We start from the raw sequence: 26,291 nt of genomic DNA, 5'->3' as shown, positions 1-26,291 counted from the left end.
GCTGAATTGTGGAAAATATTGCCGCACTGCCAAATGCAGCGTCAATCCAGGGTTTGTGCTCATAGCCGCCCAGCATCCGCAGTTTTGGATTGCGGCGCAACCATATGGATATAAGCGAAGGCGCGCACTATGCCGTGCGCCGTCGCGGCCGTCGTACTTGGTCGAATAGTTCGGCCGAGGGCACTTTCGGGTGGGAGCGGGGCCCCGGCGGGTCAGTCGGCCGTGGCCTGGCAGTCCGGCGCCAGCGCCAGGAAGCGTTCGATGGGCTGCACGGCCTGGCGTTCTCGCAGGCAGTACAGGTACTCATGCATCATCACCGTGCAGTCGCTCAGTTCGAGCGCGGCCAGCTGGGGGTGGGGAGGCACCTCGCTGGCCGGGATCAGGCTCACGCCCAGCTTGCACAGGACTGCCTGGCGGATGGCTTCTCGGCTGCCGATCTCGAGCGTGCGCGATGGCGCCACGCCCGCCTGCGTCAGCGTGTCTTCGGTCAGCTGGCGCGTCATGGAGCCGGGTTCGCGCAACAGCAGGGTATGCGATTCCAGGGCTTGCAAAGGCGCGCGTTGAAGGCGGGCCAAGGGGTGTTCGCGGTGCACCACCAGGCGCATCGGGTCGGCCGCGATGGTGCGGCGGTACAGTTGCGGGTCGTCGACCGCATAGGCGGAGGTGGCGACCTCGATGTGATATTCGCGCAGCGCTTGCAGCATGCCCTGGGAGTTGCCGATGGACAGCGACAGCTCGATGGCGGGATAGCGCTGGTGATAGCGCTGCACCGTGTCCATGATGTAGTAGGGGCCGGTGGCGCCGATGCGCAACGTACCTTCGCGAAGCTCGCTGGCATCACGCAGGCGGAACTCGATTTCGGTCTCCTGCAGCATGAGGCGCTCGACCTGTGGCATCAGGCGGTGACCGGCATCCGAGAGCCGCAGGCTGCGGCCTTGCCGATGGAACAGCTCGATGCCGTAACGCGATTCCAGCTGGCGCAACTGGCTGGTGACCGTGGGTTGGCTGACCCCCAGCTGGCCGGCGGCCTTGGTGACGGAGCCGCAGCGGGCGACGGCATAGAAGGATTTGAGTTCGGCGACGAGCAAGAGATCCGGGCGCGCGCAAGCGCTGAAAAGTTCCAGGCCGTCAGTTGAACAAAAAAACGTGATGCTTTTATTACTGCATTTGTGCGGACTGTCATAGACAGTCAATGCTAGCCCTTGATACTAGCCGTCGGGCATGGTGCCCGAGACAGGACAAGGGAAGGTAATGAGCCAGGCACAAGACACGTTTTTGTCGATACGCAATCTGGAGAAGCGCTTCGGCGGCCATGTGGCGCTCGATGGCGTATCGCTGGATGTGCGCGCCGGCGAACTGGTTTGCCTGCTCGGGCCGTCGGGCTGCGGCAAGACCACGCTGCTGCGCGCCATCGCCGGCCTGGATGTCCAGGATGCCGGAACGATCATGTTGTGCGGGCGGGATATCTCGCATGCTGCGCCCGCCCAGCGCGACTACGGCATCCTGTTTCAGTCGTATGCCTTGTTTCCCAACCTGACGGTCGAGCAGAACGTGGCCTACGGGTTGAGCTCCCGGCGCGCGCATCGCCCGCATGTGGCCGCGCGCGTTCAGGAGATGCTGGATCTGGTGGGGCTTGCGGGTGCGGCGGGCAAGTATCCCGGGCAGCTCTCGGGCGGTCAGCAGCAACGCGTGGCCCTGGCCCGTGCACTGGCGCCGGCGCCTTCGCTGCTGCTGCTGGACGAGCCGATGTCGGCGCTCGATGCGCGGGTGCGGGCGCATTTGCGCGCCGAGTTGCGCGCCCTGCAGCGCCGCCTGGCGATCACCACGCTGATGGTGACCCATGACCAAGAAGAGGCCATGGAAATGGCCGATCGCATCGCCGTCATGCATGGCGGGCGCATCGAACAATACGGCACGCCCAGACAACTTTATCGCGAACCGGCCACCGCCTTCATCGCCGATTTCGTCGGGCAGGCCAACTGGCTGGAATATCAGCGCGTTGATGACGATCATGTCCGGGTCGGACGGCAGGTATTGCAGGTGGCCGCGGCGCCGCGCGGCGAACAGGGGCGTCTTTTCGTGCGTCCGGAGGCCTTGCGGCTGGCGCGCGCCGAGCAGGCCGGCGGCGCCAATGTGTTGCTGGCCGATGTGCAGGATGGCGTCTTTCTGGGCAGCCACTACCGCCTGACCCTGAGCATCGACGGCATGCACGGGCAGGTGCTGCAGGCCATGGTCGCCGCCGAGCAGGGCGATGCCTTGCTCAAGCCGCACGCGGCCGGCCGCTGCTGGGTGGAGCTGCCGCGTGAAGCGCTGTGTTCCTATGCTTGAGGCCCGCCGCGACATGACTGCCGTTTCCGTGCCGCTGCGCCGCGCCCTGCCGGGCTGGCTCGGGCGCAGCGCCATCGCGGGCGGCCAGGGCGCTTATGCGCTGGGCCTGCTGATCTTTCTGGCCTTTCCACTGTTCGCCATCCTGGCCCGCGCGGCGACCGGCCCCAATGGGGGCCTGACGCTCATTCATCAGATCATCGTGCAAGGCGACTTCCTTGCCATGGTCGGGCGCAGCCTGGCTGTGGGCCTGACGACGATGGCGCTGGTGCTGCCCTGCGCCTACGCCTTCGCCTATGGCCTGACGCGCACCCGCTTGCCGTTCAAGCGCGGCTTGCGCACGCTGGCGTTGCTGCCTTTGCTGGCGCCTTCACTGCTGCCGGGGATCGCGCTGGTCTATCTGCTGGGCAACCAGGGATTGCTCAAACCCTTGAGCGGTGGCGCCACCATCTATGGTTTCTGGGGCATCGTGGCCGGCGAGGCGTTCTACACCTTTCCGCATGCGCTCATGATCCTCGTGACGGGACTGAGCGTGGCCGATGGGCGGCTGTACGATGCCGCGCGCGCCATGGGCGCCGGGCCGCTGCGCACCTTCCTGACGGTGACGCTGCCGGGCACGCGTTACGCGGTGTTTTCCGCATGCTGCCTGGTGTTCACGCTGGCTGTCACCGATTTCGGCGTGCCCAAGGTCGTGGGCGGGGACTACAACGTGCTGGCGGTCGAAGCCTACAAGGCCGTCATCGGGCAGCAGGACTTCTCCAAGGGCGCGGCCATCGGCCTGATGCTGCTGGTGCCCGCCGTGCTGACGTTTGCGCTGGACCGGCGGGTGCGGGCGCGTCAGGGCGCCGGCCTGAGCGGGCGCTCGCAACGCTATGAGCCGGGCAGCAACCGTCGTCGCGATGCCGCCTTCCTGGGCGTGTGCGCCGTGGTCGTGCTGGCGCTGGCTGCGCTGGTCGGCGTGGCGGTGTGGGCATCCTTCATCAAGATGTGGCCCTACAACCTGTCGCTGTCGCTGCGCTCCTATGACTTCGACAACATGGATGGCGGAGGCTGGCAAGCCTGGCGCAACAGCGTGACCCTGGCGGCGTTGACGGCGCTGGTCGGAACGGCGCTGGTGTTCACCGGCGCCTGGATGATGGAGAAACTGCCGGCGCGCGGCGCGGCGCGCCCCTTGCGTACCCTGACCGGCTTGCTGGTGCTTACGCCGATGGCGGTGCCCGGACTGGTGCTGGGCCTGGGCTACATCTTCTTCTTCAACAGCCCGGACAATCCCCTCAACGGGCTCTACGGCACCATGACCCTGCTGGTGATCTGCACCGTGGTGCACTTCTACACCAGCGCGCACCTGACCGCCGTGACCGCGCTGGGCGGTCTGGACCCCGAGTTCGAAGCCGCCGCCGCCGCGCTCAAGGTCAATGCCTTGACCACCTTCTGGCGCGTCACCTTGCCGATCTGCCTGCCGGCCGTGCTGGAGACGGCGCGCTTTCTGTTTGTCTCGGCCATGACCACGGTGTCGGCCGTCGTGTTCCTCTACAGCCCCTCGACCATGCTGGCCGCCGTTGCGGTGCTCAACATGGACGACGCCGGGGCCATCGGCCCGGCCGCCGCCATGTGCGCGGTCATCATGGCCACGTCCGCCTGCGTGTCGTTGTTGCTGCACGCGGCCAGCCATGGACTGCTGCGTCGTGCCCAGGCATGGCGTCAGGCGTCGGGCGTTTCTTCCCCATCTGGAAAACCATGAACGCACTACCTACCCGGCTTGAAGCCGTGATCTTTGATTGGGCCGGCACGCTGGTCGACTTCGGCTCTTTCGCTCCGACGCGGGTGTTTGTCGAGGCCTTCGCCCAGTTCGGCGTGAATCTGACTCTGGCGCAGGCGCGCGGCCCAATGGGCATGGGCAAGTGGGATCACATCCGCAGCCTCTGCAATCTGCCGGCCATCGCCGAACAGTATCGCGCACGCTTTGGCGTCGATCCCGACGACGCTGCCGTCACGGCCATCTACGAGCGTTTCCTGCCCATGCAGCTCGAAAAAGTGGCGCAGTATTCCGATCTCATTCCGGGCGCACTGCAGACGGTGCAAGCCCTGCAGGCGCGTGGGCTGAAAATCGGCTCTTGCTCGGGCTATCCCCTGACAGTGATGCAGCGCGTGCGCGAGCGTGCCCGCGCCGAAGCCCTGGACCTGCCGCTGGTCGTGGCCAGCGACGAGGTGCCGCGTGCGCGCCCGGCTCCGGCCATGGCGCTGCAGAACGTCATCCAGCTCGGGCTGGCCGATGTGGCCGGTTGCGTGAAGGTCGACGACACGGCGGTTGGCATCGAAGAAGGCCGGCGGGCGGGGATGTGGTCCGTGGGCCTGCTGCTCTCCGGCAATGCCGCCGGCCTCACCCTGGACGAATATCACGCGCTCGACGAGGCCGGCCGGCTGGCTGCGCGCGAGCGTGCCAGCGCGGTCCTGGCCCCGGCGGCGCCGCATTACCTGATCGACAGCGTCCAGGCCTTGCCCGGGGTGCTCGATGACATCGCCGCACGCCTGGCGCGCGGGCAACGGCCTTGACGCGTTGCCGCTCCCGGACGCTTTTTTCCTTATTCCTTTTCCCCTCGACGGAGTCTCTCCTCATGTTCCGACCCATCCTGAAGCAGGTATGCGCCATGCTGGCCCTGGCCAGCGCCCCGGCCTTGGCCGCGCAGACCGACATCACGGTCTACACCGCCCTGGAAGCCGATCAGATCAAGGCCTACCAGGCTGCCTTCGAACGGGAGTATCCCGACATCAAGATCCATTGGGTGCGCGACTCCACCGGCATCATCACCGCCAAGCTGCTGGCCGAGAAGAACAACCCCAAGGCCGACGTCGTCTGGGGGCTGGCCGGTACGTCGCTGGGCCTGATGGACAAGGAAGGCATGCTTGAAGCCTATGCGCCCAAGGGGCTGGACCAGATCTCGGCCAACATGCGCGACAGCCGCGAAGTGCCGGCCTGGGTCGGCATGGATGCCTTCACCGCCACCATCTGCTTCAACACCATCGAAGCCGAAAAGCAGAAGCTGCCCAAACCCACCTCCTGGCAGGACCTGACGCGTCCCGAGTATGCCGGCAAGATCGTGATGCCCAACCCGGCCTCCTCGGGCACGGGCTTTCTCGACGTGAGCGCCTGGCTGCAGATGTTCGGCGAAGAGAAGGGCTGGGCCTTCATGGATGGCCTGCACAAGAACATCGGCAGCTATACGCATTCCGGCTCCAAGCCCTGCAACCTGGCTGCGGCCGGCGAGTTCCCCATCGGCATCTCGTTCGACTATCGCGGCGCAAAACTCAAGGCTGACGGTGCGCCGATCGAATTGATTTTCCCGTCCGAAGGGCTGGGCTGGGAAGTCGAGGCGACGGCCATCATGCGTGGCACCAAGCATCCCGAGGCCGCGCGCAAGGTGGCCGATTTCTCGGCCAGCCGCGCAGCCAACGAACTGTACAAGGCCAACTTCGCGGTGCTGGCCATTCCGGCGGTGGCCACCTCCAATCCCAATCTGCCTGCCAACCTGGCCGAGCGCATGATCAAGAATGACTTCGTGTGGGCCGCGACCCAGCGCGAACGCATCCTGGCCGAATGGGCCAAGCGCTACGACGGCAAGTCGGAAGCCAAGAAGCCCTGAGGCCGAAGGCTTGACTCCCGAGCGGCGGCGATGGGCTGCCGCTCGGGGGCGCACTGCAATGCGAATACGAGAAATCCAAGATGAAAAGCTTTGATGTCGTGGTGGTGGGCGGTGGCATGCTGGGCGTGGCCCATGCCTGGGCCTGCGCCCGCCGCGGACTGTCGGTGGCGCTGATCGAGCGCGCCCATCAGGCGCATGGCGCCACCATCCGTAATTTCGGCCAGGTGCTGGTGACTGGCCAGGCCCCTGGCGAAATGGCTGGGCTGGCCCGTCAGACCCGCCAGCTTTGGCTGGAACTGGCTGCGGGCGCGGGTTTTCATGTGCGCGCCAACGGCAGTCTGGTGCTGGCGCGCACGGCGCTGGAGCGCGAGGTTCTGGAGGAATTCGCCAGCGAACGCATGGTGGCCGAAGGCTATGCTGCGCAACTGCTCAGCCAGCGTGAGCTCTCGGCCTGTTTCGGCGGCCGGCTGGATCACCATTGCGCCGCGCTGCGTGGCTTCGACGATCTGCAGATCTACTCGCGCGAGGCGCTGCCGGCGATCACGGCCCATCTGCAGACGCTGGGCGTGACGCTCATGTCCGGCACGTTGGTGCAGCGAGCGGCGCAGGGCGAGGTGCACACCACGGCGGGGGTGTTGCGGGCCGATCATGTCTTTGTCTGCCCCGGGCATGATTACCTGACGCTGTGGCCTGAGCTGTTCGCTCCGCTCGGCCTGGAGCTCAGCCGCCTGCAGATGCTGCGCGTGGCCTTTGCACAGGATGGTTTTGACCTTGACCGGCCCTTGCTCACGGGGCTGTCCTGTGTGCATTACGGGGCCTTCTCCGATCTTCCCAGCGCCCGCCGGCTGCGGCAGGAATTCGAGGCGCGCAGTCCTTTCCTGATGCGCGAAGGCATTCACCTGCTGATCAGTCCCACGCCCGGCGGCGAACTCATCATCGGAGACTCGCATCGCTACGGCGCCGATGCGCCGCCTTTCAACGACGAGTCGATCGACGAGGCATTGCTGGCGCTGGCCCAGCAGGCGCTGGGCGCGCGCCTGCTGGTGCGTGAGCGCTGGCAGGGCGTCTATGGCGCGCATGGGCCGGCGCCTTACTCGGTGATGCAGGCTGACGCGCAGACTACGGTCGCCGTGATGCATTCGGGCGTAGGCATGACGGTCGGCCTCGCGATCGCCGAGCGCGCGGTGGCGGGCGCGTTGGGCCACTGACCCGTCCGGTTTTCTGCGGGGCGGCGCTCAGCGTGGCCAGACCAACCTGCCCAGCAACAGCAGGCCGGCCAGGGCCAGCACCGCCCCGCAGCTGCGCTCCAGCAGGGGCAGCCAACGATTCCATTGACGCAGCCGCTGCGGCTGGCCTATCAGCGCCGCAATGGCCAGGTCCCAGCCCAGGACCACGCTGACCATCCACAAACCGTAGCCCAGGCGTTGCGGCCAGGGAAGCTGGGGGCCGAGCAAGGCGGCCAGGCTGGCATAGAACAGGGCATTCTTGGGGTTGAGCAGGCCACAGGCCAGTCCCATGGCGAAGGCGCGAATGGCCCGGGAGGGCACGCCGCTGGCCGGCACGGGAAGCAGGGCGCTGCGTCCCGCATGGTGCAGAAACAGCGCTCCCAGATAGAGCAGGTAGGCGCCGCCAACCGCCTGCAGGACAAGAAATCCGGGGCTGCCATCCTGCAGCAACCCGGCGCCGCTGAAGGCCAGCAGGATGAACAGCCCGTTGGCCAGGGCGATGCCGCTGCACACGGCGCAGGCCGTCCGCCAGCCGTGGGCCAGGACGCTGCGGGCGATCAGGAAAAAGTCGGGGCCGGGCGACAGCAGCGCCAGGAAATGTGCCGAGGCGACAAGCAGAAAGGAAGCCATGGGAAGACGTTGGACATCATGCACGAACCGTCAGTCTGCCCAGGCGCGAGCCGCCTGTATTGAAGGAAATTGCAGGGCGCGCCGTCTTGCGGGTCAGGCGCGATACTGGCCCGGGGTGACGGCGGTATGCGCCTTGAATACGCGTTGAAAATGGCTTTGATCAGCAAAGCCCAGGTTCTGCGCGATCTCGGCCAGCGGCTGCCCGGCGCGCAGCCATTCGCGCGCCACGATGACGCGTTGGTCCAGCATCCAGGCGTGCGGTGGCAGGCCGGTGAGGCGGCGGAAGGCGCGGATGAGCTGAAACTGGCTCATGCCGCCCAGCGCCGCCAGATCCGGCAGCGTGGGAGAGTCGCCTGCCTGCGCGCGCAGTGCGCTCAACAGCGGGTCGAGCGTCGCACTGTCGGGCGGGCCGGGTAACTCATGGGCTGGTGCATCCGCCAGCCGGGCGAGCAATACGATCAGCGCGTCGGTCTTGCGCGTCGGGGCGGCATCGGAAAACAGCAGGCGATTGACGCGACAGAAGTACCGGTAACTGGCCGGGTCATTGAGAATGCGTGCGCCCTGAGCCCGCCATCCATGGCGCTGCGCCCAGGCAGCTTCCAGGTGTAGCATCTGGTAGCTCCAGGGCTGGCCTGGCGGCGGGTTGCAGGCGTGCACCTGGCCGGCTGCCACGATCACCAGGCAGCCAGGGGCCAGCCACTGGTCCTGCGACCCTGCGCCACTGAAACGGCTGCGTCCGGCATCGACGGCGCCGATGGAGAGCGTGGCGTGGCTGTGCGGCCGGTAGCAGGCCCGGCTGTCGATGGCGCGGCGGCTTTCGGCGAAAGGCAAGGCGGCATCGCGCCAGAAGCGAGCCAGGCCGGGCATTCAGGCGCCGATGCCGCGTGCCACCAGCGTGGCGCACAGCGCGATGGCGATCAGCAGATGGGCAGCCCACATGACCCAGCGACGGGTCTGGGCGATGGCCTGTGGCGTGGGCAGAAAGGCGGGATCGCGCCGGATGGCATCGCGCCAGCGCAGATAGGTCAATGTCGGTTTGATCGAACAGAGGCCGATCAGGATGAAGAGCGCCACCTTGGCATGGAACCACAGGTTGATCATGTAGAAGAAGCCGCCCTTGGCGCCGAAGGCAAAGCGCAACCCGCCGGTGACAAGCGCCGCCAGCAGGGCCAGCAGATAGAAGCGGTCGTAAGTCACCAGCCGTGCCACGCCTTCGCGAGTCAGGCTGGGGCGCAGCATGACCGATTCGGCGGTGATCAACATGATGACGAGAAAAATGGCGAGAAAGTGCAGCCAGGCCAGCAGTGCGTCTTGCAGCATCGGGAGATCCTTGCAGGTGGCCGGCGGAGGCAGGCCATCGGCTGCTTTTTACCCGAAAACGCCGCCCCGGGCGATACGGGGCGGCAGGGCTGGCGGTTCAGGGCGTGGCCCAACGCCGCAGCAGGTTGTGATAGACGCCGGTCAGGGTGATGGCGCTGGAGCAACCGTGTCCCAATTGGCCGCCCACTTCCTGGATGGCGCCGTCGAGCTCGAACAGCAGCGTGCGCTGGCCGTCGTCGCGCACCAGGCTCTGGATCCAGAAGAAGGCCGCCACCCGCTCGCCCCGCGTGACCGGGGTGACGCGATGCAGACTGCTTGCCGGGTAGAGCACCATGTCTCCGGCGGGCAGTTTGACCTGGTGCTCGCCGTAGGTGTCCTGGATGATGAGTTCGCCGCCGTCATAACTGCCGGGATCGCTCAGAAAGAGCGTGGCGGACAGATCGGTGCGCAGCCCTTTCGCCTCGCCCGGAGGATAGCGGATGGCGTTGTCGACATGGGTGCCGAACGCCTCGCCGGCGGCGTAGCGGTTGAACAGCGGGGGGAACAGCCGCGCGGGAAGGGCTGCGGACAGAAACAGGGGATGGGCCATCAGGGCCTGTTCGATGGCGCAGCCCAGGTCCTGTGCCAGCGGCGCCTGGGACGGCAGTTGGCGGTTGCGCTTGGCCATCGCCGATTGAAAGCCGGCGGTAACGGCGCCGTCGGCCCAGTCGGCATCCTGTAGCGCCTGCAGGTAGCGGGCTGCCGTGGCGGGCGGCAGCACTTCGGAGACATGCAACAACATACCGGGGCCTCAGTAGCGCCACAGGGCGGTCAGTACGACCGAGCGGCCATCGCCATACTCGACGGCCGACGAGCGTTGCGCATTGCCCGGGTTCTGGCGTACGCGTTCGATGTAGGCGGCGTTGGTGAGGTTCTCGATGTTGAGTTGCAGACTCAGGTTGCGGTCGATGGTGTAGCCCAGCATGGCGCTATGCACCACGTAGGCCGCCAGTTCTCCGCCGCCGTTGGAGCTGACCGGACGCGCACTGACCCAGCGCAGGCCGTAGCCGGCCTGCCAGCCGGAGCCCCATTCGTAGGTGGTCCAGAGCGCCAGACTGTGGCGCGGGGTATTGCCCAAGGGCTTGCCCACCTGTTCGGGGCGCGAGCGCATGCGTGTCGTGCGCCCGTCCAGGAAGGTGTAGCTGGCGAACAGGCTCCATTGGGCGTCGAGTTTGCCGGCCGCGCCCAGTTCAAGGCCGCGTACGCGCTGCTGGCCGCTCAGGCGCACGCTGCCGTCCGAGAACGTTTCGCGCGCATTGTGCTTGGTGATCTGGAACAAGGCGCCATTGAGCGCCAGCGCACCGTTGAGCACCTCCCATTTGGTGCCGAGCTCCCAGCTGCTGTTGCGTTCCGGAGCCAGATGCTCGGTTGCGGCGGTCAGGCCGCGACCTGTGACCAGCAGCGGCTCCACGGAAGGGTTGAAGGCATTGCCATAGGCCAGGTAGACGCGGCCGTTGGCAGCAAGTTTGTAGGTCAGTGCCGCACGCGTGCTGAGAAAACGGTCACGTCGCTTGAAGCGGCTGGCGGCCTGGCCGACCGGGTTGGCGCGCAAGGAGGAGTCGATCCAGTCGTGGCGCAGACCGATGCCAAGATCCCAGTCCGGGGTGAGGGCAATCGTGTCCATGGCATACAGCGCGCGCGTCTGCATGCGGGCATGATGACGCGAGGTGGTTTCTTCGAGGGTCGGGCCGCGCCAGATGCCCGGCGGCGACGCCAGGAAATAGCCCTCTTTGGGGAAATGTGGCCTCAAGCCTTCGCTGTAGACGCGACGGCGATAGGTTTCCTGGGACAACTCCAGGCCGGTGACGAGTTGATGCGTCATGCCGGCCAGCTCGAATGACGTGCTCAGGGAGGTCTGGTTGGCGAGCATGGTCGTGGTGATGTCGCGTCCGTAGCCTTGCGGTCCGGCCGGCACATAGCGGCCCGAGGCCACTCCGGCGGTATTCACCTGCGAGGCCGAGATGACGGTGTCGCGATCGACCTGTGAGTAGCGTGTCTGGTTGTTGATCACGCCGCCGCCCTCCAGACGGTGCTGGAGTTCGGCGCTGATGATCTGCGTACGGCTGTTTTCGCGATCGACGTTGCGCCAGCCGAAGTACGCGTCGCGCGGCACGCCCGGCAATGGACGGCCAGAACGCGCCGGCACGCCGTAGTCGGGCACGTTGCGGTCGGCCTGGAAAAAGTAGCTCAGGGTCAGCTCGGTCGTCGGGCTCAGATTCAGGCGCACCGAAGGCGCGATGCCGGCCCGGCGCAACTTCACTGGGGAGCGTTCCGCGACGGCGTTGCGGTGCGCCATGAAGTTCAGGCGCCAGGCGCCGGCATCGCCCTGGAGTTGCTGGTTGATGTCCAGCGCCACGCGCCCGTAGCGCGGCACCCCCAGGCCCGCCTGACCATGGATGAAGTCTTCCTGCCTGGGGCGTTTGCTGATCAGGTTGACGCCGCCGCCGGTGGTGCCCGCGCCGCCGAAAACCGAGTTGGGGCCTTTGATGACCTCGACCGACTCCATGTTGAAGAGGTCGCTGCGACGGTTCTGGGCGGTATCGCGCAGGCCGTCGACCTGGATGTTGCTGCTGGCGCTGAAGCCGCGGATATAGATGTTGTCGCCCGAGCCGCCGCCGCCCTCGCCGGCATTGAAGGTGATGCCTGAGACGTTGGACAGCGCGCGCCGCAGGCTATGGGCATTCTGTTCTTCGGTAAGCGTGTCGGGAATGATGGTGATGGTCTGGGGCGTATCCAGCAGGGGCTTGACGTACTTGGGCGAGGCCGAGCGGTCTACCTTGGGGCCGGATTCGGGGCTGGCATTCACGCTGATGGGGTCGAGTTGGGGGACGTTCTGGGCTGCAGCGCTGGCCGACAGGGCCGCGGCGGCCAGGAAAGCGCTGCGCAGGCGGCGCGGCGGCGGGCTGTTGCGGGAGGCAATCGCAAGGTGGGAGGATTTCATATGAATATAAATGAGTGTGAGACGCGATACGAAACGAAAACAAGGTTTGGGCTGCAGGGCCGGCAACCAGGCCCGTCCAGGGAAAACCTCAAAAGGGAAAAGGGCGCCGGGAAATGCCCGTTGATGATCGGGAAGCGCCCGCTGATAACTAGGAAGAGCCCGCTAATGGTAGGCAGGCGAGATGGGCGCTGACTGTCCGTCGTTTCGGTATGCCATGTGAGATGGGACCCTATGCATGGGCGCTTCGGGCGGCGCGGCAATTCCCGGTTTCGGCGACAGCCCGCGTTTGCGGGCTGCGCTCAGGGCGCTGGTGCTGGAGCTGGTCCTGGAGCCGGTCCGGGCACCGGTCCGCGCCGTGTCAGCGGCGGGAAGGGGGCCTTGCCTCCATCTGGGCCAACGAGGATGGAGTGATCGTAGCCGCGCAGCAGCTTGTCGGCAGGTGGGTGCCAATCCGCCATGCGCGCCCTGAGTTGATCCAGCAGGGCTGTTCCGCCGCAGTTGCCGGGGGTGCAGTCGATCATCGTGACCTTCGCCAGGGATTGCAAAGGCCAGTTCAATCTGCGCATCACCGTCTGCATCCATTCGCTCAGTTCGACCGAGTTGTTGCCGCCGAGCAGGGGTTCGCCTCGCAAGGACGCTGTCGAGCCCACGACCTGCAATTTGATGCGGGTCGGCTCGGTGGCGTCGCCCACACGCAGCAGCTGGAGTTCGTCCTTGGCGTCGTGCAAGGCCAGCACGCTGTTGCGCGGATGCTTGCCGAAGAGGCTGTCTGCGGCAAGCCGGGACTGGATGTCCGTGCCTTGCTGCAGGATGAGCCGTGCGCTGTAGTGGTCCTGCGTTGGATCGGCTGCGGGCCCGCGCATCCAGCCAGGGTTGGGCAGTGGCCTCTGGCGCAGCTCCTGAAGGCGCAGCAACTCCGCCGGGTCGGTGGGCGGCTCGAGCGCCGGGCTGCTGCTGCGGCAGGCGACGTAGTGGATGATGGGGTAGTGGTGGCCGGTGGCGGCCACCAGATCCAGCAGTTCGTTTAGGTGCACCGGCTGGGCGCGCGCCACGGGCGCGATCAGATCCACGCCATTGTGGGGCGCTTCGCGGTTGAAGCGCAGGACATCTCCGCCGCGCGAGAAGGTCGGGCTCAACAGGTAGTTCTTGACCAATGAGCCGGCAGGCAGGGTTTCCTTTCGACGTCCTCCCTCACCGAGTTCCTGCAGCAGTTCACTGACCGTTTGGCCTTCCTGGCGCGCCAGTTTCCGGTAGGCCTGGCGGTGGTAGGGCGTGAAGAAGGGTAGTCCGGCTTCTGCCACGTCCGGGTAGTCGGCCACCAGAAAGCGCGCCACGGCCACGGAGGCCTGGCCTTCGAGGGCGTAAAAGTCCATGCGTGAGCCTGCCGGCACCTGTACGTGGGTGCTCATGCCGGGCCTGGTGTCCAGGGTCGGGTCGGCACTGCCATGGGCGTAAATGACGAGTTGGCGGCCAAGGGGGCTGACGCTGATCTGGGCAGCCGAGCTTTCATACATCAGGCGCGGCCACTGCTGGGCGGCAGTGGAGGGCCCGCCGGCGTTCTCTCCGGTCAGGCCGCCGCTGTCCACCGGATGCTTGCGGCCCTGCGCATCTACGTCGACCCGGCCGGGGTGGCCGCTCAGGGCAGGGTGCAAGCCGCTGGCCTGCAGCGCAGGCTGCAATCGGCTGAGCAGGTCCTGTCCGGGGCAGCTTGCGGTACCGCAACCCACCAGCGCAACCTTGTCGATCTGGCCGTCATCGCCAAGCAGGGGGCGCAGGCCCTGGGTCATGGCCGCGAGGTAGGGGGCATCCATGCCGCCCAGCAGTGGCGTATCGCCCTGGCGTGTGCCGTGACCGACAAACTGGATCTTGGCATTGGCGCCCGCGGCAGGCGCTTCGCCCCGGGTGATCTGCCAACGGCCCTGATCGTCGGCCTGCAGCAGCAGGCTGTTGTCGGGGTGCTTGGCGAACAGGCGCTCGGCCGCCTGATGAGTCAGCGCGTCGTTATCGAGCGGCACGATCATCCGATGGCCGTACCGATCCGGCGCCGTGGCCGCTGCGCCGGGTTGCTGAGGCTGCAGATTCAGCGTCAGGCTCAGGGTGGAGGCATCCCACCGGGTTGGCCCCAGCGTGGCTCCCAGGCCCTGCTCGACGATGTGGCGGGCAGCCTTGTCCAACGGGGTATCGGCCAGCGTGCGGGTCAGTTCACCGCCTTCGGGTGTTCTGCGCAGCCGTTCATGGGTGGGCAAATTGATGACCTCGGTGGCGACGAGGCGCTTGGGGATGACGCCGGCGAATCCGTCACGCTGGCTGACCTGGCGATACTGGGCCAGGATGACGTCGCTGGTGTAATAAGGGGCCTGGCGGTTGGGGCGGAAATTGGCTTGCAGTATCCATTCATCGGGCCTGAAGGCATTGACGAAGCGGTTGGGTGGGTCGTCGCCATAGCGACGGTCGACGATTTCGTGGCTGCCGCTGGCCAAATGAGTGTCGATCCGGCGGTGTTCCAGACCGTCCTCGGGCGCGGCAATGGCGTCGTGACGCTGGCGATTGGCCGGCTCGGCCAGATAGCGCGCCAGAGCAGGGGGAAGCGTGCCCAGCGGTTCGGCCGCAGGCGGGGCAGACTTCGCCTGCGGCGCGTCATCGGGGCTGGCCGAGCGCTTGCGCTTGGGGCCCAGGCCTGCCGTCTCGACCGGATGTTTGCGTCCATCGGCATCGACATCGATGCGCCCGGCATACCCCTTGAGGAGTGGCGCTTGCGGGCCGAGCTCCTGGCTCAGGCGGCTGCTCAAGTCACGTCCCGGGCAGGCGCCGGAGCCGCAAGACACGACGGCGAGCTTCGCGGTCTCGGGGGTGATCAGGGGGCGCAGCAGGCGTGCCAGGGTGGCCGCGTCCTGGCCGCCGAGTGTCGGTTGCCCGTCAGGGCCGGTACCCCCATGGCCGACTACCTGCAGTTTGGCCGGCCCCGGCTGGCGCACCGTGGCCGCCTGCAGCAACTGTAGTGTGCCATCCGAGTTGCGCTGCAGAAGGGTCGTGGTCTCGGGATGCTTGGCGGCCAGGCGTCGGGCACTCTGGCCGGCCTGCGGGTCGCTGTCGGCCAGCACTACCAGGCGCTGGCTATAGCGGGCCGGCGCCGGATCGGCATCGGCGCGCGAGGCGGCAGACTTTTTGGTGCCCGGGCGCTGCAGTTTCTGGACGGTGAAGGAAATGTCGTTCTGCGCCCAGCGGCGGTCTTCGTCGATGCGCCGGGCGTGGCCGGCGTCCTGGTTGAGCTGGCCTCGTACGCCTTTGCGGGTGTGAAGTTCGCCTTTGCCGGTGGATTGCCCGACGTCTATCGTGGCCAGCAGCGCAGTGCGCTGCCGTTCGCCGGCAATGCGCCCGCCGGATAACGAGCCTGTGGGCATGCTGGTGCTGGCCGATATGCCGACAGAGCCACCGAAATAGCCACCGTCATGGTCGCGCCAGTCGCGTACCTCGCTCACGTTCGTGCTGCCCTGGATGTCGACCCGGGATCCGTGCCCCTTCGCGGTCAGCGCAGCGCCTTGCAAGTGGGCATCGCCCTGCACGTCCACCCTCAGGCGCGTGCCGGCTTGCAGCCCCGCGACCTGGCTGGAAGTCGCAAAGTTGTCGTGTTCGGTACGAACGGTGGCTCCCAGCGAACCCGTGACCGTGCCCAGTGTGCGGGTGTTGGCCGCCACTCCCAGGGAGGCGTTGACATCGCCGCCGAGCGTGCGGCTGTGTTGCCGGTCTTGTGTGGTGATCACGCGCAGATCGCCGCCGGCTTGCACGTCGATGCTGCCATCGGCCTGTACACGGGCGCCGATCAGATTCAGATCGCGGCCGGACGCCAGGATGACCGCGCCGGCCTGCACACTGCTGTGCGTCAATTGCCGCAGGCGGCTTTGGCTGTTGCTGGCGTTGCCAGCCAGACTGACGTTCAAACCCGTGCCGCAGGAGGCCTGCAGCGCGTTGCAGCTGGCCGTGGCATTGCCATAGAGGCTGGCGCCGTACTGCTGTGTGTCGTCGTCAGTGTCGTTCAGGGCGTCGCGCAGCGTGAGCGCGCCGGCGGCTTCCAGCGACACGTGCTGCCCGCCGGCAAAGCGCGTGCCGATCAGATCTATGTCCCCACGGCGGCTGCGCAGACTGACGCTGCCGCCTATCGTGTGAGTGTTGGCGACCAGGCGCCGCTGCGATGATTGGTGGTGGTTGAACTCAAAGCCTTGGCCGGTGGCCAGTTCGCCGGTGTCGTTGAGCAGCAGATTGCTGACGTCGCCCGCCACTTGCAGCGAGGTCAGCAAGGGGTCGATTTCACGGCCGGCCTCGGCCTGCTGGGCCAGGGGCGCGAGGTTGCTCGCCACGTCCAGGAGGGAGGAGCGCGCCGTGGATTTGTTCCCGGCAAACAGGCCCCATCCCGAGGTTTCGCTTTCATGGCGGTCGACATGGTTTGTCGTGACAATGCGCGCCGCCTCGATGTCCAGCAACTGTGTGTGGCGCGCCGTGGCCTGGGCCCGCGCGGCATTGATGTCTGCGCCGCCCAGGTCGAGATCTCCCTGGACGTAGAGCCGCCCCTGGCCCAGGTCGAGCTGACTATTGCGATGAGTCAGGCTGGTGTCGTGCTGCCGGGAGGATTCGATCTCCATGCCTGTCTTCAGTTCGGCCCCGGCCATGCTGCCGACGCCGGCCGAGCTTTGTGGTGCCGAGGACGTGCTGAATGAAATACTGGCCTCGTGACCGCCTGCACCAGCCTTGGCGCTGGCGACGAAATCCAGGCTGTGGGTTTCGGAGTCGCTCGTCTGGAAGGTCTGCGACGCCATGGTAATCAGGTTCCCGCCGATGATGGCTTCGGTGTGCTGCGCCCGCAGGCGGGCGCCGTTCAGGGCAACGTCGCCTGTGCTGCGCATTTGCAGGGTGCGAGCCAGGACTTCCGTACCCAGACCCTCATCCCGGGTGCTGCGCGTGGTCTGCACCGCGTAAGAGAGCGGGCCGAAACGGGACTGTTGTTGTAGACGGCCCGATTGCGCGCGGACTTCTCCCAGCAGCAGGCGGTGCGCTTGCAGGGTGACGGCGTCGCCGCTCAGGGCCGCGCCCCGGGTGCGCAGATCTGCGCCGGCCAGCAGGGTCAGAGCGCCCCTGGCGAACAGGCCGCTGCCTTGCTGCGGGCGAGCGCCGCTGGCGGTCAGGAGATCCCTGCCGCTTGTGATGTCGAGATTGCGGTCGGCATGCACGCGGATGTCTTGCGCTTGCAGGCGCGCGCCGAACAGTTTGATGTCCGCGCCCGCGGCCAGCAGGCCGTGGTCGGCCTGTGCGCCGCCGCCGCGCTCATCGTCGTCCAGCTGCAGGAGGCCGCGGGTCATGAGCCGCAACTCGCCGCCCAGCAGCAGTGCATGGCGTTGTCGCAGGTCCCGCCCGGCTTGCGGGCCGGTGTCGATGTCCAGGCGCCCGGCAGTGGCAATGGCCGCGCCGCCCGCGTCGCGCAGGCGTTGCGCCTGCTGGCGTGACGCGGTGCTCAGATAGAGTCGTGGCAGCAGCAGCTGGCGTCCCTGGTGCATCACGCTGACATACCAAACGATGTCGCGGTCAAGCTGGCGCAGCTGCGTTTCGGTAAGTGCTCGCCCGGGCCGCAGGCCCAGTTTGGCTTGGACCAGCGCGGCGTTATCCATCAGCTCCCGGGCGCGCGCCTCGTTGCCGGCTGCCTGGCGCAGCGTTTGCGCGCCTAGCAGGCGCTCGGCCTGGCGCTCGATGAGCGTGGTGTCGAAGATGGCGTCGCCGCCTGGGCGGGGCAGGGTCGAGGGCCGGTAGCCGATCTGCTGGAAGAAGTAGGCCGAGCCGTAGAAGCGCTCGGGATCGGTGTAGGCGAGGCGGGTTTCATAGAGAGGGCCTTGCGCACCGGTCTGGCGATGGAAACGATGCGGATTGGCGAGCATGTCTTTCAGCGCAAGCAACAGTTCGTCGGTGCGCAGGCTGCGCTGGAGCGCCGCCTCTCGCTCGGCCTGCGATGCCTGCGCCTGACGTTCGGCGTCGCGCTGGCGCTGGCGCGCCTGCTCGGCCTGACTGGCCTTGTGGGTCAGCAGAAAGGCGTCTCGCTGTGCCGCCGTGGCAAAGACATGCGGCACGCCGTTGACCAGGGCTTCGAAAGCGCCGTTGGGGCGTGCCTCGCCGGCAGCGGGGGTGCCGAGGGCGTCGCTGCAGGGGGGCGGGGCGTCGGAGGCGAGGATGGGACGGCGGCCGTGACCGAGTCCAGGGCTGCCAGCAGGGCTGGGTCGGTGGCGTCGCGTCCCGGCGTATCGGCGTGTTCGCCATTGCGCAGTGCGCCATCGATGCGCACGCCTTGCCGCCCGCCCAGCACGGTGCGTTGCTCCGGATAGTAGTGCTGCAGATGCTGGCCGCGTTCGCCGCGCTTGAAGGCCTGCCATCGCTGCGAGAGGCCGGCCGCGCTCAAGCCGCGCCAATCGCCGCCCAGCACCTGGGCCATCGTGCGCTCCAGGTCGGGTGCTGCCGAAAAATCGACGGTGGCCAAGGTCTCGCCGAGCCAGTTGTGGTTGTAGTTGTAGGCCACGAAAAGCGTGGTCCAGCGATCAGTGCTGGCCAGGGCATAGTCCAGCAGCTCGTAGAGCGAGCCGTAGCGGCGGTCTTCGCCATTGGCCAGCGCCAGGATGTCCCAGATGCGGCTTTGCATGGGACTGGTGGCGCGCAGGTGATCGGCGCTGGACAGCGTGCGCGACAGGCTGAGGTTGTCGACGTCGGCGTGGATGCGCAGGTGTTTTGCGGAAGTCAGGCGCGCCTGGTTCAGAAGCGCGTTGTCGTGTCCGGCACGTTCATGCTGGTTGATGTCGAGATTGCCGCCGGCATGGATCACGCCTTGTTGCGCGCGCAGCTGGTTGCGCACTTGCCCGGCCTTGAAAGCGGTCGTTGTCAGATGCACCCAGCGCAGATCCCGATAGTGGGCGAAGTGGCCCGACGATATCTGCGGCCCCTTGCCCCGGGCAATGGACAGCGAACCGGCGAGCGTTGCGAGATTCTCCAGGACGGGGCTGTCCAGCCGCATGTCGGCGCCGCTTTCGATACGCCCGGCCCGATTGATGATCCGGCCATCGGCCTGGGCGGACAGGTCGCGGCCGGCACCGATGAAAGCGTCGCGCCCGTTCTCCAGCCCGCCCCCGGCGTGCAAGCCGACATCCCGCGCGCCCCAGATGAGGGCGGTGTCGTGATTGCGAAGATTGCCGGCGGCGTTCAGACGCAGCGTGCCCGCGCTTTCGATGGCGTTGTGGTTGTCGATGTCGCCGCGGGTTGCCTGCAGGCTCAGATCCTCGCTGGCGCTCAGGCGCTGGCGGATCGTGAAGGCCGGCGCGATCAGTTGCAGACGCTGCCGCCCCTGGGGGGCGTGGCCGTCGAGCAGCAGCATCTGCTCGGTCTGCAGCGTGAGATCCTGCGCCGTGATCGAGCCCTGGTTGCGCAAGGAGGTCGACAGCCATCGCGCGCGGTCAGTCGCCTCGAGGCGGCCGGAATTGTCCAGCACCCCGGTCTGCCAGGCGATGTCGGCCGCCTGAATCCGGCCCGTGTTGTGCAGGCTCGAACTGTTGCCGCGCAGCAGGCCGCCTGCCTGCATCTGCCCGTCATTGCGCACATCCTGTGCGTTCAGGGCCAGCTCGTTGGCGGCAAGCAGTCGCCCTGTGTTGTGCAGCGGCCCGTCCAGCTTCAGGGTCAGTGCGCCGCGCGCACTGGCGAGCGTGGCATGGTTGTCCAGGCGCGCGGCCTGCACGTCGATGTCATCGAGCGCACGTGCCATGCCGTTGACCTGCAGCGTCTTGCCCGCCGACAGCGTCAGGGTCGTGCCGCCTTGCAAGGCGGCTGCGGTCTGCTCAGGCCGTCCCAGTTGCAGGTTCTGTCCGGCCGCGAGACGGATCTGCCCGCCGGCCTGCAGGGCTGCGACGGCGATATCGCCGTCGGCCTGGATGCGGATGTCATCAGGCGACAGCAGGGCGCCGGGCAGATTGACGCCTGCGCCGCGGCCGGTGGCGACCAGGGTGATGTGGCTGCCGTACATGGCGCCCAGCGCCGAGCCGCTGATGCGGGCGCCGGTGGCGGTCTGTGCTGTCGCTTGCAGCTGGCCGGTGGCCGGATCCAGTTCTGCCGCGCCGGCTTGCAGGCGCAGCCGCGCAGGCCGGCCTGACTGACCCGGCCCGATCGGTCCTTGTAGTTGCAGGACCCTGGCGATCAGATCAAAGCGACTCAGGCCGTCGGTGTTCACGCCACCCGGCCCGATCTCGACGGTTGCGTCCGTGGTTCTCAGGCGCAATCCGTGGGGCGTCTGGCGGCTGGCGCCGGCCATCAGGCTCAATGCCGAGGCATTGAGTGTCATCAGGCCGTCGGCCAGGATGCCATTGGGATTGGCGATGATGAGCGCCGCCCTGGAGCCGAAGACCTCCAGGGCGCCGGACAGGCGCGAAGCGGCGCCTCCGGCCGCGACTTCGAGCAGGATGGCGCTGGCCTGATGGCCTGGACTCAGGCGTGGATTCTTGAGGATAAAGCCCGCCAGCTGCGAACGCCCGTCTTGCAGGCTATTGTTGAAGACGGCGCCGGGCTCCTTGACCTGCAGCTGAGAATAGACATTGTGTGACAGGCCCTGCGGGTTGGCGGGTGCGATGTCGTAGACAGGCACGCCATTGGGCGCCTTGCGGCCGGTCGCGGCATCGGCCAGCGCAGTGCCCGTGGCCAGCGTCAGCAGGCAGGCGGCCAGTGTGCAGGGAAGGGCAGGCAGGGTCGGAGAGAGGCGTTCGGTGTGCATGGCAGGCGCTCTGTTCGCCTTGCTGCCTGGACGTGTCAGCAGGACGGGGATTCAGCGAGCGCAACCTTAGCGCCGCGATTATGCCATGGCCTATCAGCCGGGTCTGTAAAGCCGGTGGGCATCGGTGGCACACCGCTTGCGCGCAAGGCCTGGCTGCCACAAAAAAAAGTGGTCGGGCTTGCGCCCGACCACCGTCTGCCGTCAGCGGGCCAAGGCCCGCAGCCGGCGGATTACGACTGCTCGCTTTCCTGTTGCGCGTCCACCACGGCCAGCGCCGTCATGTTGACGATACGGCGCACCGTGGCGCTGGTGGTCAGGATGTGCACCGGACGCGCCGCACCCAACAAGATGGGGCCCATGGACACGCCATTGCTGCCGGTCATCTTGAGCGTGTTGTAGGTGATGTTGCCGGTGTCGAGGTTCGGCATCACCAGCAGGTTGGCCGGGCCCTTCAGACTGCTGTCGGGGTAGGCCTGCACACGGATCTTCTCCGACAGGGCCGCATCGGCATGCATCTCGCCGTCGACTTCCAGGTGCGGTGCGCGCTCGGCCACCAGGCGGCGGGCGTGCGCCATCTTGCGCGAGGAGTCGCTCGGGCGGCTGCCGAAGTTGGAATGCGACAGCAGGGCGATCTTGGGCACCACGCCAAAGCGCATCATTTCCTCGCCAGCCTGGATGGTGATGTTGGCGATCTCTTCGGCCGTCGGGTTTTCGTTGACGTGGGTGTCGGTCACGAACAGCGTCTGGTCGGGCAGCATCAGCACGTTCAGGGCGGCGAAGGTCTGGCCCGGCTTGGTGCCGATGACTTCCTCGACGTACTTGAGCTGATTGTCGTACTTGCTGGCCACCCCGCACAGCAGTGCATCGGCATCGCCACGGCGCAGCAGCATCGCGCCGATCAGCGTGTTGTGCTTGCGGATCATGGAGCGCGCCACCGAGGGCGTCACGCCATTGCGGCCCTGCATCTGGTAATAGGCCTGCCAGGTTTCGTTATAGCGGCTGTCGTCCTCCGGATCCACGATCTCGATGCTCTGGCCCGGCGTCATGCGCAGGCCGAACTTCTTGATGCGCATCTCGATCACCGACGGGCGGCCGATCAGGATGGGGTGGGCGAGCTTTTCGTCAACCACGACCTGGACGGCGCGCAGCACGCGCTCGTCTTCGCCGTCGGCGTAGACCACGCGCTTGGGCGCGGACTTGGCCTGCTGGAACAGCGGGCGCATCAACTGGCCGGAGTGGTACACGAAGCCCATCAGCTTCTGGCGATAGGCTTCGATATCCTCGATCGGGCGGGCGGCCACGCCCGAGTCGGCGGCGGCCTGCGCCACGGCCGGCGCGATCTGCACGATCAGGCGCGGATCAAAGGGCTTGGGGATGATGTAGTCCGGGCCGAAGCTCAGTTCTTCGCCTGCATAGACGCGGGCCACTTCGTCGTTCTGCTCAGCCTGCGCAAGCTCGGCAATGGCGTGCACGCAAGCCATCTTCATTTCTTCCGTGATGCGGCTGGCGCCGGCGTCCAGCGCGCCGCGGAAGATGAAGGGGAAGCACAGGACGTTGTTGACCTGGTTGGGATAGTCCGAGCGGCCGGTCGCGATGATGCAGTCCGGACGCGCCGCCTTGGCGACCTCGGGCAGGATCTCGGGATCGGGGTTGGCCAGCGCCAGGATGAGGGGCTTGCTGGCCATGGTCTTGACCATTTCGGCAGTCAGCACGCCGGCAGTCGAGCAGCCCAGGAAGACGTCGGCGTCCTTGACCACATCGGCCAGGGTGCGGGCATCGGTCTTCTGCGCATAGCGGCGCTTGTTGGCCTCCATGTTTTCGTCGCGGCCATCCCAGATCACGCCGCGCGAGTCCACCACGTAGATGTTCTCGCGCTTGATGCCCAGGTTGACCAGCAGATCCAGGCAGGCGATGGCGGCGGCGCCGGCGCCCGAGCAGGCCAGCTTGACCGAGTCCAGCGCCTTGCCCACGACCTTCAGGCCGTTGAGGATGGCGGCCGACGAAATGATGGCGGTGCCGTGCTGGTCATCGTGAAAGACCGGGATCTTCATGCGCTCGCGCAGCTTCTTCTCGATGTAGAAGCATTCGGGCGCCTTGATGTCTTCGAGGTTGACCCCGCCCAGCGTGGGCTCGAGCGCGGCGATGATGTCGACCAGCTTGTCCGGATCCGTCTCGGCCAGCTCGATGTCGAACACATCGATGCCGGCAAATTTCTTGAACAGGCAGCCCTTGCCTTCCATCACGGGCTTGGCGGCCAGCGGGCCGATGTTGCCCAGGCCGAGCACGGCGGTGCCGTTGGTGATGACGCCGACCAGGTTGGAGCGCGAGGTGTACAGGGCGGCCGCCTGATTGCCCTGGTCGAAGATGGCCATGCAGGCCGCCGCGACGCCGGGCGAATAGGCCAGGGACAGGTCGTCCTGGTTGGCGAGGGGTTTGGTCGGGGAGACGGAGATTTTGCCGGGAATCGGATGCGCGTGGTAATCCAACGCCAGCTTGGTGAGGGTATCGTCCATGGGGTACTGTCTTTTGCCTTGCGCGAGAGCGCCAACTTGAGGAAAACCTGTCCGACGGCATATGGAGCCGCCATATCGAGAAGCGCTCTATTTCACCAGAAAGCGGACGATTCTGCATGGATTTCCAACGCAAACGCCGCCCGGGGCGGGCGGCGTTTGCGCACGACGTCAGCAAGGCGTGCTCAGGCTTGCCAGGGAGGCAGGCTGCGGTCAGCGCCGTTCAGCAGGGCGCGTTGCGCATCGCGGGCCTCGACCCAGCGGCCGTCCCGGGCGGCCAGCAGATCGAGCGCATGCAGCACAATCCACTCTGCACCGACTTCGAAGAAGTCGCGCAGTTTCTGGCGGGTGTCGCTGCGGCCGAAGCCGTCGGTGCCCAGAATGCGCAGCGGCCCGGGGATCCAGCCGCGGATCTGATCCGCCACGGCCCGAACGTAGTCCGAGGCCGCCACTGTCGGCAGGGGGGTGTCCAGGCATTGCGAAATCCAGGCCGCTTCGCCGTCCAGGCCGAGCGCGGCCTCACGCTCGGCGCGCCGCGCGTCGCGTGCCAGTTCGCTGAAGCTGGTCACGCTCCAGACCTCGGCTTCGATGCCATAGCGCTCGCGCAGCCGCTGTGCGGCCGTCTCGGCCTCCGGCAGCATGGGGCCGGCGCCCAGCAGACGCACGGCTGCATCGGCGGCACCGTGCCTGCGGTACATGCCACGCAGGATGCCCTCGGGGGCATCGGCCGGCATGTCGGGTTGCGCCAGGTTTTCGTTGGTGACGGTCAGGTAATAGAACTCGTCGTGCTGTTCCTGGAGCATGCGGCGCATGCCGGCCTCGACGATCACGGCCACCTCGTAGGCGTAGGCAGGGTCATAGGCGCGGCAGTTGGGCACGGTGCTGGCGATCAGGTGGCTGGCGCCGTCCTGGTGTTGCAGGCCCTCGCCGCCCAGTGTGGTGCGGCCCGAGGTCGCGCCGACCAGAAAGCCCCGGCAGCGCTGGTCGGCGGCGGCCCAGATGAGGTCGCCCACGCGCTGGAAGCCGAACATCGAGTAATAGATATAGAAGGGCAGCGTGGCCAGGTTATGCGTCGAGTAGCTGCTGCCTGCCGCCGTCCAGGACGAGATGGCGCCGGCTTCGGTGATGCCCTCCTCGAGAATCTGGCCGTCGCGCGCCTCGCGATAGGAAAGCATCGAGCCGATATCTTCCGGCTCGTACAGTTGACCCTGCGCAGAGTAGATGCCGATCTGGCGGAACAGATTGGCCATGCCGAAAGTGCGCGCCTCGTCGGCCACGATGGGCACCACGCGCGGGCCCAGCTGCGGATGCTTGAGCAACTGGGTCAGCATGCGGACCACCGCCATGGTGGAGGACATCTCCCTGCCGCCGGCCTGCAGCGCGAAAGCGCCGAATTCCGCGGCGGTGGGCGTGGCCATCGGCGCGGCGCCGGGCAGGCGGCGCGGGATATACCCGCCCAGGCGGGTGCGCTGGGCGTGCAGGTAGCGCATTTCCGGGCTGTCTTCAGCCGGACGGAAAAAGCGCAGGTTGGTGCAGTCTTCATCGGAAAGCGGCAAGGCGAAGCGGTCGCGAAACGCGAGCAGGGCTTCGTCGTCGAGTTTTTTCTGCTGGTGGGTGGTCATGCGGCCCTGGCCGGCCGTTCCCATGCCGAATCCCTTTTTGGTCTGGGCCAGGATCACGGTCGGCTGTCCGCGATGGGACACGGCGCGCTCGAAGGCGGCAAAAATCTTGACCATGTCGTGGCCGCCGCGGCGCAGGCGATCGATGGCTTCGTCGCTGAGGTTTTGCACCAGTGCGGCCAGGGCGGCGTTCTGGCCGAAGAAATGTTCGCGGTTATAGGCGCCATCCTTGGCGGCGAAGGTCTGGAACTGGCCGTCCACGGTGGTCGCGAAGGCCTGCGCCAGGGCCCCCTGCTGGTCGGCTTCAAGCAGCGCATCCCAGTCGCTGCCCCACAGCAGCTTGACGACGTTCCAGCCCGCCCCGGCGTACAGGGTTTCCAATTCGTCGACGATGCGGCCATTGCCGCGTACCGGACCGTCCAGGCGCTGCAGGTTGCAGTTGATGACGAACACCAGGTTGTCCAGCTTCTCGCGCGCAGCCAGGGTCAGGGCGGCAATGGACTCCGGCTCATCCATTTCGCCGTCGCCGAAGATGCCCCACACGCGACGCGGCGCCGGTTCGCTCAAGCCCCGGTTCTCCAGGTAACGCATGAAACGCGCCTGATAAATGGCATTGATCGGGCCGATGCCCATGGATCCTGTCGGGAATTGCCAGAAATCCGACATCAGCCACGGGTGCGGGTAGGAAGACAGCCCCCGGCGTCCCAGCGCCTGGGCGGTGATTTCCTGGCGAAAGAGGGCCAGATCCTCCTCGCTCAGGAAGCCCTCCAGGAAGGCGCGCGCGTACACCCCCGGCGCCGAGTGCGGCTGCATGTACACCAGATCGCCAGGCTGATCGGCGCTTCCAGCCCGGAAGAAATGGTTGAAGCCGACCTCGAACAGGTCCGCTGCGGAGGCGTAGCTGGCGATGTGCCCGCCCAGTTCACCGTGCGCCTGGTTGGCGCGTACCACCATGGCCAGGGCATTCCAGCGGTTGATCGAGGCAATCCGCTCTTCGAGCGCCAGGTCGCCGGGGAAGGGCGGCTCGTCGGCACGCGCCACGGTGTTCAGATAGGGCGTGTTGCGTCCGCGCGCAGCCGGCAGGCCCAGGGCGCCGGCATGTTCGAGCAGTCGCTCCAGCACGTAGGTGGCGCGCTCGGCGCCGTCGGCCTGCAGCAGGGAGCTGAGGGCGTCGCGCCATTCGGCGGTTTCGTGACTGTCGCTGTCGGGGATGGGAAGTGCTGCGGGCATGGCTGTCTCCTGTTTTTGACAATGCTAT

Annotated in this window: 15 protein-coding genes; 5 read left to right on the top strand and 10 right to left on the bottom strand. The window is 66.9% G+C overall.

What is annotated here, in order from left to right:
- Positions 1 to 212: 212 nt before the first annotated feature.
- Positions 213 to 1,088 (bottom strand): LysR family transcriptional regulator, encoded by an 876-nt coding sequence (locus A7V84_RS20485; RefSeq protein ID WP_025517761.1) that lies wholly within the window; start codon positions 1,086 to 1,088, stop codon positions 213 to 215.
- Positions 1,089 to 1,251: 163 nt separating this feature from the next.
- Between A7V84_RS20485 and A7V84_RS20480 the strand changes: the two genes are divergently transcribed.
- The 5 genes from A7V84_RS20480 to A7V84_RS20460 all read left to right on the top strand — a co-directional run bounded on the left by A7V84_RS20480 (position 1,252) and on the right by A7V84_RS20460 (position 7,174).
- Positions 1,252 to 2,328, top strand: coding sequence for a putative 2-aminoethylphosphonate ABC transporter ATP-binding protein (locus A7V84_RS20480; RefSeq protein WP_025517759.1), 1,077 nt, complete (start codon positions 1,252 to 1,254; stop codon positions 2,326 to 2,328).
- A 13-nt stretch (positions 2,329 to 2,341) separates the two neighbouring features.
- A complete protein-coding gene (locus tag A7V84_RS20475) occupies positions 2,342 to 4,066 on the top strand; it encodes a putative 2-aminoethylphosphonate ABC transporter permease subunit (RefSeq protein ID WP_231886844.1) in 1,725 nt (574 codons plus the stop codon).
- Positions 4,063 to 4,878, top strand: coding sequence for a phosphonoacetaldehyde hydrolase (phnX, locus tag A7V84_RS20470; RefSeq protein WP_063940029.1), 816 nt, complete (start codon positions 4,063 to 4,065; stop codon positions 4,876 to 4,878). The genes A7V84_RS20475 and phnX overlap by 4 nt, the downstream gene beginning before the upstream one ends.
- A 95-nt stretch (positions 4,879 to 4,973) precedes the next feature.
- Positions 4,974 to 5,966: a putative 2-aminoethylphosphonate ABC transporter substrate-binding protein gene (locus A7V84_RS20465; RefSeq protein ID WP_376765128.1), complete on the top strand. Its 993-nt coding sequence runs from the start codon at positions 4,974 to 4,976 to the stop codon at positions 5,964 to 5,966.
- A gap of 80 nt (positions 5,967 to 6,046) precedes the next feature.
- The gene (locus A7V84_RS20460) at positions 6,047 to 7,174 is read left to right on the top strand and encodes a TIGR03364 family FAD-dependent oxidoreductase (RefSeq protein WP_063492065.1); all 1,128 of its coding nucleotides are present in this window, start codon (positions 6,047 to 6,049) and stop codon (positions 7,172 to 7,174) included.
- A gap of 27 nt (positions 7,175 to 7,201) precedes the next feature.
- Here the strand turns inward: A7V84_RS20460 and A7V84_RS20455 are convergent, their stop codons facing one another.
- From A7V84_RS20455 to mdeB, 9 genes are all read right to left on the bottom strand, one after another.
- Positions 7,202 to 7,822, bottom strand: coding sequence for a LysE family translocator (locus A7V84_RS20455; protein ID WP_063492066.1), 621 nt, complete (start codon positions 7,820 to 7,822; stop codon positions 7,202 to 7,204).
- Positions 7,823 to 7,915: 93 nt separating this feature from the next.
- Positions 7,916 to 8,689 (bottom strand): helix-turn-helix transcriptional regulator, encoded by a 774-nt coding sequence (locus tag A7V84_RS20450; protein WP_025517748.1) that lies wholly within the window; start codon positions 8,687 to 8,689, stop codon positions 7,916 to 7,918.
- The gene (locus tag A7V84_RS20445; protein ID WP_025517747.1) at positions 8,690 to 9,142 is read right to left on the bottom strand and encodes a DUF2214 family protein; all 453 of its coding nucleotides are present in this window, start codon (positions 9,140 to 9,142) and stop codon (positions 8,690 to 8,692) included. It lies immediately after the preceding gene.
- A 97-nt stretch (positions 9,143 to 9,239) separates the two neighbouring features.
- Complete coding sequence (locus A7V84_RS20440; RefSeq protein ID WP_033533951.1) at positions 9,240 to 9,923, bottom strand: Fe2+-dependent dioxygenase; 684 nt, start codon at positions 9,921 to 9,923, stop codon at positions 9,240 to 9,242.
- 9 nt (positions 9,924 to 9,932) lie between these two features.
- Positions 9,933 to 12,122 (bottom strand): TonB-dependent receptor, encoded by a 2,190-nt coding sequence (locus tag A7V84_RS20435; protein ID WP_063492591.1) that lies wholly within the window; start codon positions 12,120 to 12,122, stop codon positions 9,933 to 9,935.
- 299 nt (positions 12,123 to 12,421) lie between these two features.
- Positions 12,422 to 18,232 (bottom strand): C80 family cysteine peptidase, encoded by a 5,811-nt coding sequence (locus A7V84_RS20430; protein WP_063492067.1) that lies wholly within the window; start codon positions 18,230 to 18,232, stop codon positions 12,422 to 12,424.
- On the bottom strand, positions 18,184 to 20,904 hold the full coding sequence (locus A7V84_RS20425; RefSeq protein WP_063492068.1) for a two-partner secretion domain-containing protein: 2,721 nt from the start codon (positions 20,902 to 20,904) through the stop codon (positions 18,184 to 18,186). The genes A7V84_RS20430 and A7V84_RS20425 overlap by 49 nt, the downstream gene beginning before the upstream one ends.
- A 230-nt stretch (positions 20,905 to 21,134) precedes the next feature.
- On the bottom strand, positions 21,135 to 23,417 hold the full coding sequence (locus A7V84_RS20420) for an NADP-dependent malic enzyme (RefSeq protein ID WP_025517742.1): 2,283 nt from the start codon (positions 23,415 to 23,417) through the stop codon (positions 21,135 to 21,137).
- 182 nt (positions 23,418 to 23,599) lie between these two features.
- Complete coding sequence (gene mdeB / locus A7V84_RS20415; protein WP_063492069.1) at positions 23,600 to 26,263, bottom strand: alpha-ketoglutarate dehydrogenase; 2,664 nt, start codon at positions 26,261 to 26,263, stop codon at positions 23,600 to 23,602.
- Positions 26,264 to 26,291: the final 28 nt, after the last annotated feature.

Source organism: Bordetella trematum, assembly GCF_900078335.1.
Lineage (GTDB): Bacteria > Pseudomonadota > Gammaproteobacteria > Burkholderiales > Burkholderiaceae_B > Bordetella > Bordetella trematum.
The sequence above is the reverse complement of the archived record's forward strand: the minus strand, read 5'-3'. Positions and strand labels throughout refer to the sequence as shown.

What these genes read in the sequence shown, in the direction of transcription:
- A7V84_RS20460 (WP_063492065.1), top strand. Translation starts at nt 6,047, where the DNA reads ATGAAAAGCTTTGATGTCGTGGTGGTGGGCGGTGGCATGCTGGGCGTG.
- A7V84_RS20435 (WP_063492591.1), bottom strand. Translation starts at nt 12,122, where the DNA reads ATGAAATCCTCCCACCTTGCGATTGCCTCCCGCAACAGCCCGCCGCCG.
- A7V84_RS20455 (WP_063492066.1), bottom strand. Translation starts at nt 7,822, where the DNA reads ATGGCTTCCTTTCTGCTTGTCGCCTCGGCACATTTCCTGGCGCTGCTG.
- phnX (WP_063940029.1), top strand. Translation starts at nt 4,063, where the DNA reads ATGAACGCACTACCTACCCGGCTTGAAGCCGTGATCTTTGATTGGGCC.
- A7V84_RS20450 (WP_025517748.1), bottom strand. Translation starts at nt 8,689, where the DNA reads ATGCCCGGCCTGGCTCGCTTCTGGCGCGATGCCGCCTTGCCTTTCGCC.
- A7V84_RS20445 (WP_025517747.1), bottom strand. Translation starts at nt 9,142, where the DNA reads ATGCTGCAAGACGCACTGCTGGCCTGGCTGCACTTTCTCGCCATTTTT.
- A7V84_RS20480 (WP_025517759.1), top strand. Translation starts at nt 1,252, where the DNA reads ATGAGCCAGGCACAAGACACGTTTTTGTCGATACGCAATCTGGAGAAG.
- A7V84_RS20465 (WP_376765128.1), top strand. Translation starts at nt 4,974, where the DNA reads ATGCTGGCCCTGGCCAGCGCCCCGGCCTTGGCCGCGCAGACCGACATC.
- A7V84_RS20420 (WP_025517742.1), bottom strand. Translation starts at nt 23,417, where the DNA reads ATGGACGATACCCTCACCAAGCTGGCGTTGGATTACCACGCGCATCCG.
- A7V84_RS20440 (WP_033533951.1), bottom strand. Translation starts at nt 9,923, where the DNA reads ATGTTGTTGCATGTCTCCGAAGTGCTGCCGCCCGCCACGGCAGCCCGC.
- A7V84_RS20475 (WP_231886844.1), top strand. Translation starts at nt 2,342, where the DNA reads ATGACTGCCGTTTCCGTGCCGCTGCGCCGCGCCCTGCCGGGCTGGCTC.
- A7V84_RS20425 (WP_063492068.1), bottom strand. Translation starts at nt 20,904, where the DNA reads ATGCACACCGAACGCCTCTCTCCGACCCTGCCTGCCCTTCCCTGCACA.
- mdeB (WP_063492069.1), bottom strand. Translation starts at nt 26,263, where the DNA reads ATGCCCGCAGCACTTCCCATCCCCGACAGCGACAGTCACGAAACCGCC.